Genomic DNA, 17,099 nt, shown 5'->3' on the forward strand with positions numbered 1-17,099 from the left:
CGTGGCCGGCGTTCGCCCAAGACGAGGCGTCCGACGTGCCGCCGGAACCGCCGCTGCCGCCGACGCCGACCGAGATGCCGCAGGCCCCGGTCGGGCCGGTGGTGACCGCGCCGGATCCGGCCGCGCTGCTGAAGGAGTGCAAGGACGCCGCCTTCATCGACTGCTTCCGCGACTGGAAGCCGCCGCCCCCGCCGCCGGAAGAACCGAAGAAGGACACGGCCAAGGCCGGCGAGCCGCCGCGGCCGCCCGATCCGAAGGCGCCCCGGGAACCGGCGCAGCCCGGCGGCAATTATGGCGGTGTGCCGCCCGCCGCGAACCCGGAAGCCGACCAGGCCACCTACGACGCGCTGGTCAAGGCGCTGAAGGAAGCCGGTTTGCAGGGCAAGGTGACGCTGCCGACGCCGCCCAAGGACGGCAGCACCACGCTCCAGATCGAACCGCTGAACAAGAAGGCCCCGTCGAAGCCGTGACCCGCCCCTTGACCCGCCCCGTGACTGGCATCGTGATCCCCGACCTCGACCGCGTCTCCTCCGTCATCCGGGAGGTCGCGGAAACCGACATTCTTCCCTATTTCCGCCAGCTTGCCGAAGGGCAGGTGCGCGAGAAGACCGGCCCCACCGATCTCGTCACCGTCGCCGACGAGGCGGCCGAGCGGGCGCTGACGCCGCGCCTGGCCGGCCTGCTGCCGGGCAGCGTCGTGGTGGGCGAGGAGGCGGCCTCCGCCGATCCCGCCGTGCTCGACCGGCTGTCGGGCGACGCGCCGGTGTGGGTGATCGACCCGGTCGACGGCACGCTCAATTTCGCCGCCGGGCGCCCGGCCTTCGCGGTGATCGTGGCGCTGGTGCAGGGCGGGCGGACGGTGGCCGGCTGGATCCACGACCCGTGCGGCCGGCGGACGGCGGTGGCGGCGGTGGGCGAGGGCGCCTGGATGGACGGCCGGCGCCTGCGTGTGGCCGCGCCGGCGCCGCTGAACGCCATGCGCGGCGCCGCGTCGATGTGGTTCTGCCCCGAGGAGACGGGACAGCGGATCAAGGCGGGGCTGGCGGGCATGGGCGGCCACGTCAGCCTGTTGAGCGCGGCGCACGAGTACCTGTGCCTGATCAGCGGGGAAACGCACTTCTCGCTCTACCACCGGCTGATGCCGTGGGACCACGCGGCGGGCGTGCTGCTCCACACCGAGGCCGGCGGCCATTCCGCGCTGGTGGATGGCACGCCCTACCGGCCGGCGCTGACCGGCGGCAGCCTGCTGATGGCGCCGGACGAGGCGAGCTGGCACGCGGTGCGGAAGCAGCTGGTCGGCTAGCGGCCGGGTTCCTCCCGCTTGGCCTGCTGCCAGATCGCCTCCATCTCGTCGAGCGTCGCGTCCTCCGGCTTTTTTCCTTGCTCGCCAAGGACTTGTTCGATCCGGTGAAAGCGGCGCTCGAACTTGGCGTTGGTGCCGCGCAGGGCCGTTTCCGGGTCGACGTCCAGGCGGCGGGCGAGGTTGACCAACGCGAACAGCAGGTCGCCCAACTCGCCGGCGATGCGCTCCTGCGCCGTTGTGCCGGCGTCCATCTCGGCGCGCAGTTCGCCGACTTCCTCCTCGATCTTGTCGAGGATGTCGCGGGCATCGGTCCAGTCGAAGCCGACGCGCGCGGCGCGCTTTTGCAGCTTCAAGGCGCGGGTGAGGGCAGGGAGCCCGGCGATGACGCCGTCCAGGGCCGACGGCGGGTGCCGCCCCTCGGCGGCGGCCTTGGCGGCGCGCTCGGCCGCCTTGTGCTCCTCCCAGCGCGAGGTCTGATGTTCGGCCGTCTTGATTTCGTCGGCGCCGAAGACGTGCGGATGGCGGCGGATCATCTTGTCGGCGATGACGCCGGCCACCTCGTCGAAGTCGAACAGGCCTTCCTCGCGCGCGAACTGGCTGTAGTAGACGACCTGGAAGAGCAGGTCGCCCAGTTCCTCCTTCAGGGCGGCCTTGTCGTCCTTCTCGATGGCGTCGGCGACCTCGTAGGCCTCCTCGATCGTGTGCGGCGCGATGGTGCGGTAGGTCTGCTCCAGGTCCCAGGGGCATCCGCGCTCGGGGTCGCGCAGGCGGGCCATGATGTCGATCAGGCGGTCGATGTTGCGGGCCATGGATCCGGTCGGGCAAGGGAATGGGGTAGCCCCGACCTTACCCCAGGGCGCCGTGCTCTGAAAAGCCTAGTCGCATAAGACGCATTATGGAAATAACAGAGCGAGGAAGGGCGGCTGGCCTGGATCAGCCGGTTATCGATTTGCGGATGGCACGGATGCGGACATAGGTGGACACCGACACCGCATTCCGCAGCACGGCATCGAGCGTGTGAAAAGCGATCCGAGCGCTGGCGAAGCCCCACGCCTTCACCGGGTTGCCGCCATGCCGGATGGCGGACCGCGCCGTTTCGATGTAGATCCGGCTGGTGTGCTTCGTGGAATGCCCGCCGAAGCTGAAATTGTAGACGACGCCCGGGTCGTACACCCCCTCGAATCCCGCCCGATGGGTACGGATCAGCCAGTCGTTGTCCGGCGCCACCTTGTAGTTCGTGTCGTACAGGCCGACCTTCTGGTAGACGTGGGCGCAGGCGGACACGGTCGGGAAGTTCATCACCGGCACCCGGTCGCCGATTTTCGATTTGTAGTTTGGGTCGCCGAAAAGCGTGAACGCGAATTCCCCGTCCTTGAACAGGTTCATGTCGCCAAACACGAAGTCGTGGGTTCCCTTGGACAGGACGCCGACGGTCTTCTCGACGAAATCGTCCGTCAGGGTATCGTCCGCATACACGAAACCGATGAAGCGCCCGGTGGCCTCCCGCACGCCCTTGTTGGCGCCGTCGGCATGGCCGCCGTCCGGTTCCGAGCACCAGCGGCTGATCAGATGCTCGTATCGTCGCAGGATCTCCACCGTCCCGTCGGTCGATCCCGCATCGACCACGATGTACTCGATGGCCGGGTATGCTTGCCGCTCCACGCTTTGCAGCATCCGCTCCAAGGTGCCCGCGGCGTTGCGCACGATCGTGATCAGACTGTAGACCGGCAGTTCCGGTTGCGGTGGCGGACGCTTTCCGGGCCTGAAACCAAAGTGCACCGACATTGAACAGCCTCTTAATCAATGACAAAGCTGACAAAAGACACACGCCGTCAAAGCACCGCGGGTTCCGACACCGCCGTCGACGGCCCACAATACAATCACATGAAGCAATAAGCGTATCGCGGATATCCTCTGCCACAACCTCTGGACTGGCCCCGCCGACGGCCGACAGGGCATGCAGGATAAGTCGGGTGCAGCTCAAAACCAAATGGATTTTCTCGAACACCCCACCAGCCTGAGATGCAATCATTATGGTTCGCCGGACGGCACGACATTGTTCCGCATCACCGCGCGGAGCGTGACGATGCCGGCGAACCGCCCGGCAAACCATAAGGATCACCGGAAGCCGCGTCGCGCGCCTTGACACCGCCACCACGCGCTTGAGATTATTGGGTTTCCCACAACCGAACCGATTGCACGCGATGACCACGCCCGCCGCCCCGATCCTCGACCGTTCCGCCCGGGTGCAGCGCGTCACGGACGTGCTCTCGGCCGAGGTCGACGGCGAAGCCGTTCTGATGAGCATCGAGAAAGGCTGCTACTTCGGCCTGGACGACATCGGCAGTGACGTCTGGCGCCGCCTGGAGGAGCCGGTCGGCATCGCCGCCCTCGCCGCTTCCCTGGCCGACGACTATGACGGCGACCCCGCCGTGATCGAGCGCGACGTCATCGCCCTGCTGTCCGATATGGCGGCCAACGGGCTGGTCACGGTCGGCTGATGCGGCGGCTGGCGCGATACCCGGCGCGATTCCTGGCACTGCCCGGTGCGGAGCGCCGCCTGCTGGCCGAAGCCGCCGCCACGCTGGCGCTGGCGAGCGCCCTGCTGGCGCTGCTGCCCTTCGCCACGGCCATGCGGCTGGCCGGCCTGAACGCCCGGACCGGCACCGCGGCGGCCCGGCAGGACGCGCCGGCGCCGGAGGCCGGCACGACCGCCCCTGCCGTGGGCGCCGCCGTCGCCCGCGCCGCCCGGCACCTGCCCTTCCGCGCCGTCTGCCTCCAGCAGGCGATCGCCTGCACCCTCATGCTGCGCCGCCGCGCCCTGCCCGTCACCGTGCATTTCGGCATGGCCAAGAACGCCGCCGGGGCTCTCGACGCGCACGCCTGGAGCGTCAGCGGCGGCGCCGTGGTCACCGGCGCGCCCGGCCGGGAACGATTCACGCCCATCGCGGTCTTCGCGGCATGACCACCCTGCACGTGCTGTGCGGGCTGAAGGTCGCCGCCGACCTTCCCCTGCCCGACCTGCTGCCCTGGCACGGCGACGATCGCGCGCCGGACGTGGTGATCCGCCTGGGCGACGTGCCCGGCCGGCCGGATGCGCCCGTGCTCGACGGAACCCTGCTGCAGGTGGCCACCGATGGCTCCTGCCGGTTCGCCATTCCCGGCGTCGCCGCCTATCACGTGGACCCGGCGGGACGAGAGGTGACAGTCGACGTCGATCCGGCGGCCGGGCGGACGGCGCCGGCCGTGCGCGCGTTCCTGTTCGGCACCGTGTTCGCCATTCTCTGCTTCCGGCGCGGCTTGCTGCCGCTGCACGCGAGTTGCGTGCGCATTGGCGGTCGGGCAATCGCCTTCGCCGGGCCGTCGGGGGTGGGCAAATCGACCCTGGCCGCCGGTTTCGTGCGGGCCGGCTGCGCCGTCCTGGCCGACGACGTGACGGTGATCGACCCCAACGCGCCGGGCGGCCCCGTTGTCCTGCCCGCCTTTCCTCGTCTGAAGCTGTGGCGCGACGCCATGGATGGCCTTCGCCTTCCCGTGGAGGGCCTGGAGCGGACCCGCGCCGGGCTGGACAAGTTCCTCCAGCCCCTGGATGACGCGTTCTGGCCGGAGCCGCTGCCCCTGGACGCCGTGTACCATATGAGCGTCGTCGCCGCCCCGCAGTACGAGGGACACGCGCCCCAGCGGGGCATGAAGGCCGTGGAACGGCTGATGGAGGCCGTCTATCGGCGGCGTCTGATGGCCACCCTCCTCGGCGACGACGCGCGGGCGCTTGCAGTGGCCCTGCGCGTGGCGGGAGGAGTGCGGGAGCATTGGACGTGGCAGCGCACCCCCGGCCTGGACCGCCTTGACGACGAGGTGCGTGCGATCATCGGACGGCACGGTCCAGCGCGGGAAGGGCCGTGATGGCCGGTTTCTACTGGCTCGTCTCCTACCCCAAGTCCGGCAACACGTGGCTGCGCCTTGCCATGCACTGCCTGCAGAACGGTGGCGATGCGGTGGATTTCGCGGTGGCGTCGCGGTTCGCGCCCGTCGCCGCCGACCGGCGCGCCTTCGATGCGCTGCTGGACGTCGAATCGTCGGATCTGACGCCGACGGAGGTCGCCAGCCTGCGCCCCCGGCTCCTGGAAGCCCAGGCGCGCGCCACGCCGGAGCCGCTGTTCCGGAAGGTCCATGACGCCTGGACGCTGACGCCGCTGGGCGAACCGCTGTTCCCGCCCGCGGTGACGCTGGGCGCACTGTACATCGTTCGCGACCCGCGGGACGTCGCGGTGTCCTACGCGCACTTCTATGATCTGTCGCTGGATGCGGCCATCGCGAAAATGGCGGACCACGGGAACGAACTGGCAAAGGGCTGGACGCGCCTCGGCATCCAGCTCCCACAAAAGCTGCTGAGCTGGAGCGGGCACGTGGAGAGCTGGCTCGACGCTCCCGGCCCGGTGCCCCTGCTGCTGCGCTATGAGGACATGCTGGCCGATACCGAAGGCGCCCTCGCCCGCGTCGCCGCGTACGTCGGCTGGGCTGCCGACCCCGGCCTACTGGCGCGAACGGCGGCGGCGACACGCTTCGGCGTCCTGCGTGGCCAGGAGGATCGACACGGCTTTCGGGAGAATTTCAATGCGTCCCGCCCTTTCTTCCGCCGTGGCGAGGCAGGCGGCTGGCGCGACACGCTGTCCGCCGAACAGGCGAGGCGGGTCGAGCGCGAGCATGGACGCGTGATGGCGCTGCTGGGATACCTGTAGCACCGCCCCTAGCGGCTGCGGCTCTCCGCCCAGCGCAGGAAACTGCCGACGTTGACGGCATGCGGAAGCAACGTATGGAAGTCGTACCACCGCCGGTTGGCGGCGGCGGCGTCCGCCGGCCATTCCTGAATCAGTTTTCGAATGCGGGGAATGTCCAGAACGCGGTTGGCGAGCGGCGACGCGGCCATGGCTTCCACCCGCTCGACGAACTCCGCCCGCCGCAACGTCATCCGCCGGAACCAGTGCTGGTCCTGGGCGCCGCGCAATGGATTGCTCACGACTTCGGCGGGCAGCCGGTCGGCAAGCACCCGTCTCGCGAGCCAACGGGTTGTGCCGTTGCGTAGATATTGATCGTCCGGTATCGCCAGACAGAACTCCAACAGGCGCGTGTCGGCCAACGGCGACCGAACCTCGATGCCGATGGTCCGGCCTCGGCTGCGCGCGCGCTCCAGCAGGCGAAAGCGCGTCTCCATCGCACGCATGCGAAGGGCCCGGCTGTCGAACCGGCTATCGAAGCCCGGAAGAATCGGCTGGTCGCCGAGCCGCTCCATGACGTTCACGTCCGCTAGAAAGACGGGATTGGCGATGGAATAGGCGAAGTACGGCGTTGCCGGCCGCCCTTTCAGCCAGTCGACGCCGCGGCGCAGGAAGCGGGGGGACCGCTGCCGCACTCCGCCTCCCCAGGCCGTCCGGAGCAGTGATCGGCCGGTCACGGCGGCGAGCGCTCGCACCTCCCCGGCGAAGGCGAGATACCGGCCGTCGTCGAGCATGCCGCCCAGACCGGCGATCCCGTCCCACGACAGGAGGTGATTGCCCGCCATTCCCCCCAAATGCACCGTCGATCCCAGCGATCGCATCAGTTCCAGAATTGGCCCGTCGCCTTCCTTGCTGAAGCCCCAATGCACCATGAGAGCGTTGCGCTCCAGAAACTCCACACTTTCCGACACCCCCCGCTGTTCCGCATCGCTATGCGCAAAGTGAAGACGAAGATTGGGGTATCGGCGGCCAATGGCTTCCACGAAGGGACGCTCGTCGTGGTAACGGCCTTCCCACGGCATCGGCGGCGCATCGTGCGGCGGCGTTATGGTCAGGGTGTCCAGCCCCTGCGGAGCAAATCGGTTGACCGCGGTGGCCACGACGGCGGAACTGTCCAGCCCGCCGCTAAGGCTGGCGACGATGGGGGTTGCCGACCTCAAACGGCAGGCAACGGCTTGGTCCAGCAGGTCGCGGGCGGCGTCGACGTAGTCCTGGTCCCGCGCCAGACGGATGCGGCGCGCGGGGTCGAAGCGCCACCATGCCTCGACGCGGTGCGAACCATCGCCGAACACCCCTTGCGAACCGGCCGGGATGCGCTGGATGCCCTGCCATTCCGTACGGTCGTCGTTCCGGTGGCACTGGATCAGATGCTCGGCCAGCAACCCCTCGTCCAGACGCCGCGGTACGCCGGGCAGCGCAAGAAGCGTGCCCATGGAGGTCGCGAAGGCGACGGCGCCATCGGCTGCATGGAAATAAAGGGTACGGCAGCCCCCCTGGTCGACCGTCAGGATCAGACGCCGCGCCCTGGAATCCCAGACGGCATAGGCGAAATCACCGATCAACCGATGGGGAGCGGCTTCACCCCAGCGCTCGACAGCCGCAAGCACGATACTGGATTCCGGCAAATCCCGTGGCGGCAGGCCCAACGCGGCGACGACATCGTCCCGGTTGTCGATCCGCCCGTCGAAGGCCAGCACCATCCGGCCGCCGGCCCCAGCCGCAGGCTGCGATTCAAGCCGGTCTTCGGGGACGTGGACGGTTTGTCGGTGAACGATGACGCCGGATGACCCACGCCAAACGCCGCTTGGCCGGGCATCTTCGCCGACCCGTGCTTCGAGGATGGTCTGCACCCGATCCAACGGCCCGCCCGGGAGCAGCTGCACCCATCCCGCAAACTCACTCATGCTTGGGAACGTCTCGTGGACCGGGTGTCGGCCGGCAACCGGCTGTTCAGCCGGCTCACGAGGTCTTTGACGAAGCCGGCTGCGCTTCGTCAACCGTAGAATTGGAGGTCGACTGCGTGAGCGCCGCAATCGGCTCCTGCCGAAGCTGCGGCCGGTGCCAAGCGCGCCGAGTGCGTGACGCCGCCGCGGAATCGTTGCTGCGGGTGGTGTCGTGGCTGCCCATAGCCTGTAGCCTCCTGGAATCCTGGCATGGTGGGGCCGCTGGTTCCGGCGGCGTGCCAGCGCGCGGCACCCCGGAAGTGCGTGAACGCCATTATAGGCATGCTCGCGGAGCGAGAAAAGCCCTCGTTTCGGATTCGCCGTGGCACGGTGCGGCTCACCCTCCGGAAGGCGTCCCCGCGCGAGAAAAAGCGCCTACTGCCGCCATCCCCGGATGCTGAACCGGCTATGCCGCTGTATGCCCCTCAACGGTTCGGCCCATGACACAATATGTCGATAAAATTCTCTGGACTTATTCCCGGTTGCGCTGGTCTCCTACCCACGCCGAACGTCCTATACCCGCGCATGCGGGCGTTCGGCTGACGATCGCAGAGGGAGGCCCCCGTGGATAATTTTGTTGGCGAAATTAGGCTGCTGCCCTTCAATTGGGCGCCGAACGGCTGGGTGCAGTGTGATGGCCGGCTGCTGAACATCCAGCAGAACATTGCCCTGTACAGCCTGATCGGCACGCTCTATGGCGGCGACGGCAAGACCACCTTCGCCGTGCCGGACCTGCGCGGCCGCGTGCCGGTGCACCGCAACTTCAACAATTATGCTGTCAACTCGCAGTTCCTGGTCGGCGCCCAGGGCGGTGCCGAGCAGGTGACCCTGACGCAGACGCAGGTGCCCTCGCACCAGCACACCTTTGGCGTCGTGAATGGCCCGGCCAACGTGATTCCGCTGACGACGGCCTTGACGGCGGTGACGCAGCCGACCGTCGTCAGTGGAACCACCTACCAGCCGCCGAATGTCTTCGACGCGGTGGGCGCCACCCTGACCACCATCGATCCGCAGACCGTTTCCGTGTCTGGCAGCGGTGCGGGGCACCCGAACATCCAGCCGTACATCACGCTGAACTACATGATCGCCACCATCGGCATTTATCCGTCGCGCGACTGACCGCCGCCCGCTGAGATCGACAGGAGACGATATATGAGCGACAATTTTATCGGCGAGATCCGGATCTTTGCCGGCAATTACGCGCCGATGTACTGGGCGATGTGCAACGGCCAGTCGGTGAACCTGCAACAGAATCAGGCGCTGTTCTCCCTCATCGGCACGACGTTCGGCGGTGACGGCGTCAACACTTTCAATCTTCCGGACCTGCGCGGCCGCGTCGTGGTCGGCGTCGGCCAGGGGACGGGGCTGTCCAACTACGCCTTTGGGCAGACCGGCGGTACGGAAACCGTGACGCTGGCCGAGGCGCAGATGCCTGCGCACACGCACAACTTCCAGGTCAGCACCTCTCCCACCCCGGCCGTGACGACGCCCGTCAACAACTACTACGGGAAGCCGACGGGGGGCGCCAAGGTGTACACGGCGAACAATGCGACCAACCTGAAGAAGGTCCAGTTCGACAGCGACGCCGTCAGTACTGTCGGCAGCAACCAAGCGCACGCCAATACCATGCCGTGCCAAGTGCTGACCTACATCATCGCCCTGATGGGTACCTATCCGACGCGCGACTGACCGACATTCGTTGAGGAGATTGCACTATGGCAGACGCTTTCATCGGTGAGATCCGCGGTCTCGCCTTCAACTGGACTCCGTACGGCTGGGCGGCGTGCGACGGCGGGCTCATGAGCACCTACCAGAACCAGGCGCTCTGGTCGATCATCGGCAACCTGTTCGGCGGCAACGCCAGCCAGAACACCTTCGCGATGCCCAACCTGCAGGGCTATGCCATCGTCCACCAGGGCCAGGGCACGGGGCTGACCGCCCGCGTGTACAATAATCCGTTCGGCACCGCGACGGTGACGCTGAACGCGCTGCAGACGCCGAGCCACAACCATACGGTGACCGGCGGCGTCGGCGTAGCAAACACGGCCATGACCGACACGCCGTCGGCGACGACGCTGATCAGCCGTGTGGCGACGGCAACCGGGTACAATCCCGGCTATTCGTCAACGGCGGGCACGCCCAGCGCCAACATGAACGTCAACACGCTGGCGCCCTATTACGGCGGCATCAACGGCGTGGTCCAGGGGCATGAGAACCGCCAGCCGTTCCTGGCGCTGAACTACTGCATCTCCCTGTACGGCGAATACCCGGTCCGCGACTGATGATGGACGGCGGAACGCCCGTGCCGACCGCGTCGCGCCTTCCGGCCGTGCCGGAACGCCTCGCGGCCCTCGGCCTGAGCCTGCGCCAGGCGACGGAGGAGGACGAAAGCTTCCTCCGTCGCCTCTACATTTCCGTCCGCTGGGAGGAGTTGGCGCCGACCGGCTGGCCCAACGAGCACAAGGTCGCCTTCCTGGAGCAGCAGTTCGCCCTCCAGACCACGCATTACCGCAAGTTCTACTACGACGCCGCCTTCGGCATCGTCGAGGTGGACGGCCTTCCGGTCGGCCGCCTGTACCTGCTGCAGACCGCCAACGACCTGCGCATCGTCGACATCTCGTTCCTGCCCGACTGGCGCGGCAAGGGGCTGGGCAGCGATTTGGTCCGGGCCGTGTTCGACCTGGGCCGGGACGCCGGCACGCGCGTGTCGATCAACGTCGAGGTGTTCAACCCGGCGCGGCGCCTGTACGACCGGCTGGGCTTCACGCCGGTCGAGGAGAAGGGCGTCTACGTTCTGATGGAGTGGCGGCCCGGCCCGTAGGCGGGCCGCCCCTTCCCTTTTCCGCTCAGGAAAAGATCGCCTGATACATGATGGTGCCGTCGGCGTTCTGGCCGACCGGCACCATGAAGATGGGCAGGTTGCCCAGCGCCTCGTTTTCCAGCGGGAAGGCTCCCTGCGACAGCCGCAGGTCTTCCGGACCATTGAAGATCAACGAAAACGGCTCGCGCATCGTGCCCGGCGTCTTGTGCTTGCCCGGCTCGACCTTCGACAGCGTCAAGTCAACTTCGACATTCTCCTCGAACCTGATCTTGAACGACTGGCCGATCTTGTCGGCGAAGTCATTAATCGTCAGCGACTCGAGCATCATTCCTCCTGGGCGGATAAGGCATTGGCGTGCATGCATTATGGCATGCCGCCAATTTGATTTGAAGTTACAAGATGTGTCAATGGCGGGCGCCCGCCCTGCCCTCACCCGGCGTGCCTTGTCCGGCGTGCTTTCCGGCGTTCCTTACCAGGCGCCCTTGCCCGTCACCACCACCACCAGCGTGCGCGCCAGGATGTGCAGGTCGAGCCACAGCGACCAGTTGCGCACGTAATAGATGTCCATGCGCTGCTGGTCGGACAGGCTGGCGGCGCTGCGCCCCGACACCTGCCACAGGCCGGTGATGCCCGGCCGGACGCGCCGCCGCATGCGGTCGGCCGCCGGGTCGAGCCGCGCCACGTGGTAGGACGGCAGCGGCCGCGGCCCGACAAGGCTCATGTCGCCGCGCAGCACGTTCCAGAACTGCGGCAGCTCGTCGATGCTGAAGCGGCGCATGGCGTGCCCCAGGACGGGGATGATCCGCGGGTCGTTGCGGATCTTCATGGACTGGTTCCAGTCGGCGCGCGCCTCGTCCGAACCGTCGATCACAGCGTTCAGCATGGTGTCCGCGCCCGGCACCATGGTGCGCAGCTTCCACAGGCGGAAGGGCCGGCCGCCGCGGCCCAGCCGGACCTGCGTGTAGAAGATCGGGCCGGGCGCCATCATGGTGACCAGCAACGCGCATGCCGCGATCACCGGGATGGACAGCAGCAGCGCCACGCCGCCGACCGTCAGGTCGAGCGTGCGCTTGATGACCTGGTTGGCCGGGATCAGCAGGTTGCGCTGCGTTTCGAGCCCGAGATGGGTGCCGAGGTCGCGCACGGACACCCACAGGCTCTGCACCTCGTCCATGGCGGGGACGAGCACCACCCGCCGGTACGGCAGGTCGTCGGCCATGGAGGAATCGCCGATGCCGCGGTCGGGCAGCACCACCACGGCCGTCGCCACGCCGCGGACCGGCGGTTCCGTCGGCCCCGGCATGTCACCCTCGGCCACCGGCACCCAGCCCAGCTCCCGGTGCCGCGTCAGGGCGTCCACCACGGGGCGCCGCCGTGCCTCCGGCCCCAGGACGACCACCGCCTCGCCCCACCACCCGCGGCGGATCAGGATGCGCCGGGCGATGGAATCCCAGACCGGGATGAAGGCCAGCGATAACGCGGCGGCGCCCAGCAGGATGCCGCGCGACCATTGGTCGTCCTGCGCCATCCGGTCGAACAGGATCATCGCGCCGAAGGACAGGGCCGTGACGGTGATCCGCTTGCGCAGCCGCTCGACGCTCGTCTGTCCATACCCCGGGTACAGCCCGGCCAGGGCATACACCGGCGGCAGGAACAGCGCGGCGACGGCGACGCCGACGAAGGTGTCCGCATTGACGTCGATCGGGAACCAGGGGCTGAGCTGCATCCGCAGGAGAACGGCGAGGAGCACGGCTGCTTCCAGAGAGACGACGTCGCCCAACGCCAGCACTGCCGTGGCGATGCCGCGGCGCGGCGCCCGGAAGGCGTTCACCGGCAGCACCGTCCCGTCCCGGGCCTCGGGCGGCCCGTTAACGGCGTGCCGGCGGATCTCGTCGATGGTCATGGCGACGACCGGAAGGCAACCATCATGGTGTTCCGCCCTCGGCGGTGCGCCAGGACTGCGCGCAGCCGATGCCCAGCAGCAGCGCCAGCGTGACCGCGACGGCGGGCATCTGGGGGCTGAAGTCGACGATGCCGTGCAGGCCGGTCAGCGTCGCGCCGGCCACCGCCACCGCCGGATAGATCTGGTCGCGCCGGCGCCGCACCAGCCCGTGCAGGCACACCGCCACCACCGTGGCCAGCGACAGGTACATCAGCACCGCCGCCGGCAGGCCGAGGTCCATGGCGAATTCCAGATGGACGTTGTGGGCGAAGTCCCAGACCAGATCGGCGGCCAGCGACGCGTCGCGGTACATGCGGAAGGCCGGCAGGAAGGCGCCGAACCCATGGCCGGTCCAGGGGGCGTCTTCGACCGCGTCGACGGTCAGGCGGAACAGGTCCGTGCGCACGTCGCTGGTGGTGTCGGCCAGCCGTTTGACCGTCTCCTCGCCGCTGACGCCGAGCACGGTGATGCCGATGGCGCCCAGCACCACGCCCAGGATGATGGCGGTCCGCGGCCGGACGATGCGCCCAGCCAGCACCGCGAGGATCAGCGCCAGCAGGCCGCCGCCGGTGCTGAGGAAGGCCCCGCGCGAATGCGACAGCAGCAGCGCCGAGCCGATGACCACCGCCCCCATCAGGAACGGCAGTGCGCGCACCATCACGAGTTCGGTCAGGTCGTAGGCGCGCCGCGTCTCGCCGGCGCGCGGCGGCCTCAGCGCGTGCAGGAACAGCGCCACGCAGCACAGTGCGCCCAGGCCCGCGTAGCCGCCGTAGGCGTTCCGGCTAACGAAGGTGGCGGTCACGTCGCCGATGTAGGTCCACTTTTCCAGCCACAGGATGCGCTCCGATTCGGAGAAATGGACGATGAGCCCGTAGCTGGCGTAGACGGCGCCGGCAACGGCGACGGCGACCAGCGCCTCCCGGGCGCGCGAGCGCTCGCGGCCGAGTTGCACCGCCAGCCAGAACACCCCGCCATAGCACAGCAACCGCATGAGGGCGGTGCGGGACATCTCCGGATCGACCGAGACTCCCCCGGCGACCGGCTGGCCGAGCGCTGTGGCGGCCTCCGCCCACAGCGGATGCCATCCGGCGCGCGGCACGAGGTCCAGGGTCTGCACGAAGGCCCAGAGCAACACCAGCGCGAACGGCACGATCGCCATCCACAGCCGGCCAGGCGGGACCGGCGCGCGGGCCTTGCCGGCCAGCACCCCCAAGCACCAGAGCAGAAGGAGAACGGCCACGGTGACCGCCAGCAGGCTCCAGGCCCAGGGGCGATTGCCGCCGAGCGGCAGCGGCGCCAGAAGGACGGCCGCGAGCACCAGCCGAAACACCGTCGTGTTGGTCAGGGCGAACACCGGCTGCTCCGCCTTGGGTGCTGCGTCAGTTGCCGCTCCCCTGCTTGGTCTTGTTCTCTTCCTTCACGACCTCCGCCAGCCGCTCGTTGTTGTTCGGCGGGTTCACCGGCCCGCCCGTCTGTTGCGGCGGCTGCTGCGTGTCCGGAGTGTTGCCCTTCAGGATGGTATCGACCGGGACCCCGGCATTGAGCGCGGGGGCTTGTGCAATCTGCAGAAGCTCTCGCCGCAACACGCCTTCGGCGCTCGGCACCACGGCGGAGACCGTCTGGCTGGTGGCCGCCTTGTAGGCGTTGTCCATCACGGTGACGGCCGCGCCCGGCACCGACTGGTACACGGTCGGGTTGGACACCACCTGCACGGTCGTGGCGGCGATCGATGCCACCGTCTGGGGTGCCACGCGCTGCGCCTCCGGCTGCACGATGATGCGCGCGGCGGTCGTCACCACCTGCATGGTCGTCTGCGGCGCGCCCTGCATCACCGGTATTTCCTTCACCGACTGGACGGCGGCGGCGGCCACCTGGACGGCGGCGGCGGGGGCGACGCTCAGGATCTTCTCGGCGGCGCTGACGGCCTGATTCGCCGTGTTCGCCGTCAGCGTGGGGTTGCCGGTGGCGACGGCCACCTGGACGGCGGCGGTCGCCAGCTGGGCCACGGATTCCGGCGCCACGCGCTGCGCGTTCGGGTTGACGAAGATGCGGGCGGCGGTGGTCACCACCGATTCCGTCTGCTGCGGGGAGGACGTCTGGACGGTGGTGTTCTTCACCGTCTCCACCGCGGCGGCGGCGGCGCGGATCGCGGCCTGCGGGTTGGTGTTCAGCATTTGCTCGGCGGCCCGCACCACCTGGGAGGCCAGGTTGCCGGCCTGCTGCGGATTGCCGCCGCTCAGCGTGTTGATGGCCTGCTGGACGGCCTGCGGGTTGCCGGTGAGCACCGCCGCCTGCAGCGCCGGCGGCAGGTTGACCTGCTGCTGCCCCTGGCCCTGGCCCTGGTTCTGGCCGGGACCCTGTCCCTGGCCGCGGTTGTTCGGGCTGGCTTGGGGCGCCTGGGCGTAGGCGGCCGAGGTCAGCCCGACGCCGGCGGCCAGCACCGCTGCGGTCAGAACGCCATGGAACCTGTTCATGCCACCCACTCCTTCCAAGCTTTGACGACCGGCGCGCCACTTTTCGGGCGACCTCGTCGAACGTGATACTACACAACGCGCCACCTGTTCCAGGGCCTTGCAAACCCTGGTTGCCCGGCGGCGGCCATAATCGCGCGCCGGGACGGGTGCCGGCGTTAGAACCGGCGCTGCAGCACCTTGACGATGTCGCCCGGCAGGATCGGCGTGCGCTCCACCGCGCGGTAGTCCTGCTGCTCGCCGTCGACCACGCGGACCAGGACCACCTCACCCTCGCGCGCCCGGTAGTCGTAGCCGCCGGCGCGGGCCACGGCGCTCAGCACCGTCATGCCGCTGGTGTAGGGGAACTCGCCGGGCTGGCGCACCTCGCCCAGCACGTAGAACGGCCGGAAGGTCTGCACCTCGACGGCGGCCTTGGGGTCCTGCAGATAGGCGTCCTTCTTGAGCAGGTCCTCGATGCGCTTCGCCAGGGTCTTGGCGGTCACGCCGCTGGCCGGCACGTTGCCGACGAGCGGCAGCGCCACGTTGCCGGCGGGATCGAGGGTGAAATCGCCCGACAGGCTGTTTTCGCCGAAAACGGTCAGCCGCACGCGGTTTCCGGGTTCCAGCAGGTAGCCGTCGGTCGGGCTGTTGATCTTCATCGGCGCATCCACGGTCGGGAACCCCTGCGTCGACGAGCAGCCGGCGACGAAAAGCCCGGCGACGACCGCGGTGCGGACAAGGGCGCGGGAAGCGCGTCCGCGGAAGAGAGAAAGCATTGACCACGAACTCCTGTTACCGTGCAGATGGACGTTGCTTTTCCCGCAACGGTCGGCATATGGCAAAAGCCAATTAAACGACATTTGCGGTTTCCTGCAACCGCGTACACCGCGAAACCGGACGGTCAGACGTGATGCGGTCGTTCCTGCGCAGCATTTTCGGGTCCTTGGGCGGCGGCGCCATGGGCGGACGGGCGGGCGGAGCAGCGGGCGGAAACGCGCCGGCGGCGGCCCCCGACGGCCTGTGCCTCTACGCCATCGGCGACGTGCACGGCGAACGGAGGTGCCTGGAGCGGTTGCTGGCAGTCATCGACCGCGACGCCGGGCAGCGCCGGGAGGAGGAAGGCCTGCAGCCCCTGCTGGTGTTCCTCGGGGACTATGTCGACCGCGGCCCGGACAGCCGCGGCGTGCTCGATCTCCTGTGCGCCAGGGCGGCGGCCGCCGCCGGCACCGGCCCGGCCTGCCGCTTTCTCCTGGGCAATCACGAGGCGGCGATGCTGGATTTCCTGCGCGAGCCGGCCGCCGGCGCCGAGTGGCTGAACTATGGCGGGGCCGAGGCGCTGGCCAGCTACGGCGTGCGGGCGTCCGTCGGCATCGCGGATGCAGCGCGCTGCCGCGCCTTGCGCGACGCCCTCGAGGAACGGCTGCCCGAGGAGCACCGCGCCTTCCTCGAGTCGCTGGAGCCGATGGCCGTGCTCGGCGACTACGCGTTCGTGCACGCCGGCGTCCGCCCCGGCGTGCCGCTCGAACGGCAGCGGCTGGAGGATCTCCTGTGGATCCGCGAACCGTTCCTGTCGTCGCCCCGGTCCCACGGCAAGGTGGTGGTGCACGGCCACACCGTCCTGGACGAGCCGCAGGTCCTGCCCAACCGCATCGGCCTGGACACCGGCGCCTACGCCACGGGCGTGCTGAGCGCCGTCGCCCTGCACGGCACGCACCGGCGCATTCTCCAGGCGCGCGTATAACTGCGGCGCCCCGCGTGTCGCTGTGACCGGAATGACGCGCTTTGCGCGAAATATCCTTGTGACAGACATCTTGTTTCTTTGCGCGACGGCGACGTCGGTGGTAGTACGGATGTGCGACCAA

At 68.7% G+C, this 17,099-nt stretch carries 19 protein-coding genes; 11 read left to right on the top strand and 8 right to left on the bottom strand.

What is annotated here, in order from left to right; all coding sequences use genetic code 11:
* On the top strand, positions 1-470 hold a 470-nt coding region (locus VED21_RS30405), incomplete at its 5' end, for a hypothetical protein (protein WP_324889203.1).
* 20 nt (positions 471-490) lie between these two features.
* Entirely contained in the window at positions 491-1,303 is an 813-nt protein-coding gene (locus VED21_RS30410; protein WP_324889205.1) for an inositol monophosphatase family protein, read from the top strand.
* Here VED21_RS30410 and mazG read toward each other — a convergent pair.
* Positions 1,300-2,112, bottom strand: a complete 813-nt coding sequence (mazG, locus tag VED21_RS30415) for a nucleoside triphosphate pyrophosphohydrolase (protein ID WP_324889207.1) — start codon at positions 2,110-2,112, stop codon at positions 1,300-1,302. The two genes, VED21_RS30410 and mazG, sit on opposite strands and share 4 nt — an antisense overlap.
* 124 nt (positions 2,113-2,236) lie before the next feature.
* Positions 2,237-3,088, bottom strand: a complete 852-nt coding sequence (locus tag VED21_RS30420) for a glycosyltransferase family 2 protein (protein ID WP_324889209.1) — start codon at positions 3,086-3,088, stop codon at positions 2,237-2,239.
* A 419-nt stretch (positions 3,089-3,507) separates the two neighbouring features.
* Here VED21_RS30420 and VED21_RS30425 point away from each other — a divergent pair, with 419 nt between their 5' ends.
* From VED21_RS30425 to VED21_RS30440, 4 genes are read left to right on the top strand one after another with little or no spacing between them, the layout of a single operon-like run.
* Positions 3,508-3,804, top strand: a complete 297-nt coding sequence (locus VED21_RS30425) for a PqqD family protein (protein ID WP_324889211.1) — start codon at positions 3,508-3,510, stop codon at positions 3,802-3,804.
* Positions 3,804-4,268 (top strand): lasso peptide biosynthesis B2 protein, encoded by a 465-nt coding sequence (locus tag VED21_RS30430; RefSeq protein WP_324889212.1) that lies wholly within the window; start codon positions 3,804-3,806, stop codon positions 4,266-4,268. Before VED21_RS30425 ends, VED21_RS30430 begins: the two co-directional genes overlap by 1 nt.
* Positions 4,265-5,206, top strand: coding sequence for a serine kinase (locus VED21_RS30435; RefSeq protein ID WP_324889214.1), 942 nt, complete (start codon positions 4,265-4,267; stop codon positions 5,204-5,206). Before VED21_RS30430 ends, VED21_RS30435 begins: the two co-directional genes overlap by 4 nt.
* Complete coding sequence (locus VED21_RS30440) at positions 5,206-6,042, top strand: sulfotransferase domain-containing protein (protein WP_324889216.1); 837 nt, start codon at positions 5,206-5,208, stop codon at positions 6,040-6,042. Before VED21_RS30435 ends, VED21_RS30440 begins: the two co-directional genes overlap by 1 nt.
* Positions 6,043-6,050: 8 nt before the next feature.
* On the opposite strand, the gene VED21_RS30445 is transcribed toward VED21_RS30440, so the two are convergent.
* Positions 6,051-7,982 carry an asparagine synthase-related protein gene (locus tag VED21_RS30445; RefSeq protein WP_324889218.1) on the bottom strand — a complete coding sequence of 644 codons (1,932 nt, stop codon included), beginning with the start codon at positions 7,980-7,982 and terminating at the stop codon, positions 6,051-6,053.
* Positions 7,983-8,585: 603 nt separating this feature from the next.
* On the opposite strand from VED21_RS30445, the gene VED21_RS30450 reads away from it, so the two are divergent.
* The 4 genes from VED21_RS30450 to VED21_RS30465 are packed head-to-tail and all read left to right on the top strand — an operon-like array spanning position 8,586 to position 10,842.
* Complete coding sequence (locus VED21_RS30450; RefSeq protein WP_324889220.1) at positions 8,586-9,140, top strand: phage tail protein; 555 nt, start codon at positions 8,586-8,588, stop codon at positions 9,138-9,140.
* 33 nt (positions 9,141-9,173) lie between these two features.
* Positions 9,174-9,710 (top strand): phage tail protein, encoded by a 537-nt coding sequence (locus VED21_RS30455; protein ID WP_324889222.1) that lies wholly within the window; start codon positions 9,174-9,176, stop codon positions 9,708-9,710.
* 26 nt (positions 9,711-9,736) lie between these two features.
* The gene (locus VED21_RS30460; RefSeq protein ID WP_324889224.1) at positions 9,737-10,303 is read left to right on the top strand and encodes a phage tail protein; all 567 of its coding nucleotides are present in this window, start codon (positions 9,737-9,739) and stop codon (positions 10,301-10,303) included.
* A 20-nt stretch (positions 10,304-10,323) separates the two neighbouring features.
* Positions 10,324-10,842 carry a GNAT family N-acetyltransferase gene (locus VED21_RS30465; protein WP_324889226.1) on the top strand — a complete coding sequence of 173 codons (519 nt, stop codon included), beginning with the start codon at positions 10,324-10,326 and terminating at the stop codon, positions 10,840-10,842.
* A 25-nt stretch (positions 10,843-10,867) separates the two neighbouring features.
* Here VED21_RS30465 and VED21_RS30470 read toward each other — a convergent pair whose 3' ends face one another.
* The 5 genes from VED21_RS30470 to VED21_RS30490 all read right to left on the bottom strand — a co-directional run bounded on the left by VED21_RS30470 (position 10,868) and on the right by VED21_RS30490 (position 16,013).
* Positions 10,868-11,170: a DUF6916 family protein gene (locus VED21_RS30470; protein ID WP_324889229.1), complete on the bottom strand. Its 303-nt coding sequence runs from the start codon at positions 11,168-11,170 to the stop codon at positions 10,868-10,870.
* A 141-nt stretch (positions 11,171-11,311) separates the two neighbouring features.
* Positions 11,312-12,745, bottom strand: coding sequence for an exopolysaccharide biosynthesis polyprenyl glycosylphosphotransferase (locus tag VED21_RS30475; protein WP_324889231.1), 1,434 nt, complete (start codon positions 12,743-12,745; stop codon positions 11,312-11,314).
* Positions 12,746-12,767: 22 nt separating this feature from the next.
* A complete protein-coding gene (locus tag VED21_RS30480) occupies positions 12,768-14,138 on the bottom strand; it encodes an O-antigen ligase family protein (RefSeq protein ID WP_324889233.1) in 1,371 nt (456 codons plus the stop codon).
* A gap of 25 nt (positions 14,139-14,163) precedes the next feature.
* Entirely contained in the window at positions 14,164-15,258 is a 1,095-nt protein-coding gene (locus VED21_RS30485) for a hypothetical protein (RefSeq protein ID WP_324889235.1), read from the bottom strand.
* Between the two features lie 155 nt (positions 15,259-15,413).
* Positions 15,414-16,013, bottom strand: a complete 600-nt coding sequence (locus VED21_RS30490) for a polysaccharide biosynthesis/export family protein (protein WP_324889237.1) — start codon at positions 16,011-16,013, stop codon at positions 15,414-15,416.
* 134 nt (positions 16,014-16,147) lie between these two features.
* On the opposite strand from VED21_RS30490, the gene VED21_RS30495 reads away from it, so the two are divergent.
* Entirely contained in the window at positions 16,148-16,978 is an 831-nt protein-coding gene (locus tag VED21_RS30495; RefSeq protein WP_324889261.1) for a metallophosphoesterase family protein, read from the top strand.
* The last annotated feature ends 121 nt before the right edge of the window (positions 16,979-17,099 follow it).

This window comes from Azospirillum sp. (assembly GCF_035627195.1).
Taxonomy (GTDB): domain Bacteria; phylum Pseudomonadota; class Alphaproteobacteria; order Azospirillales; family Azospirillaceae; genus Azospirillum.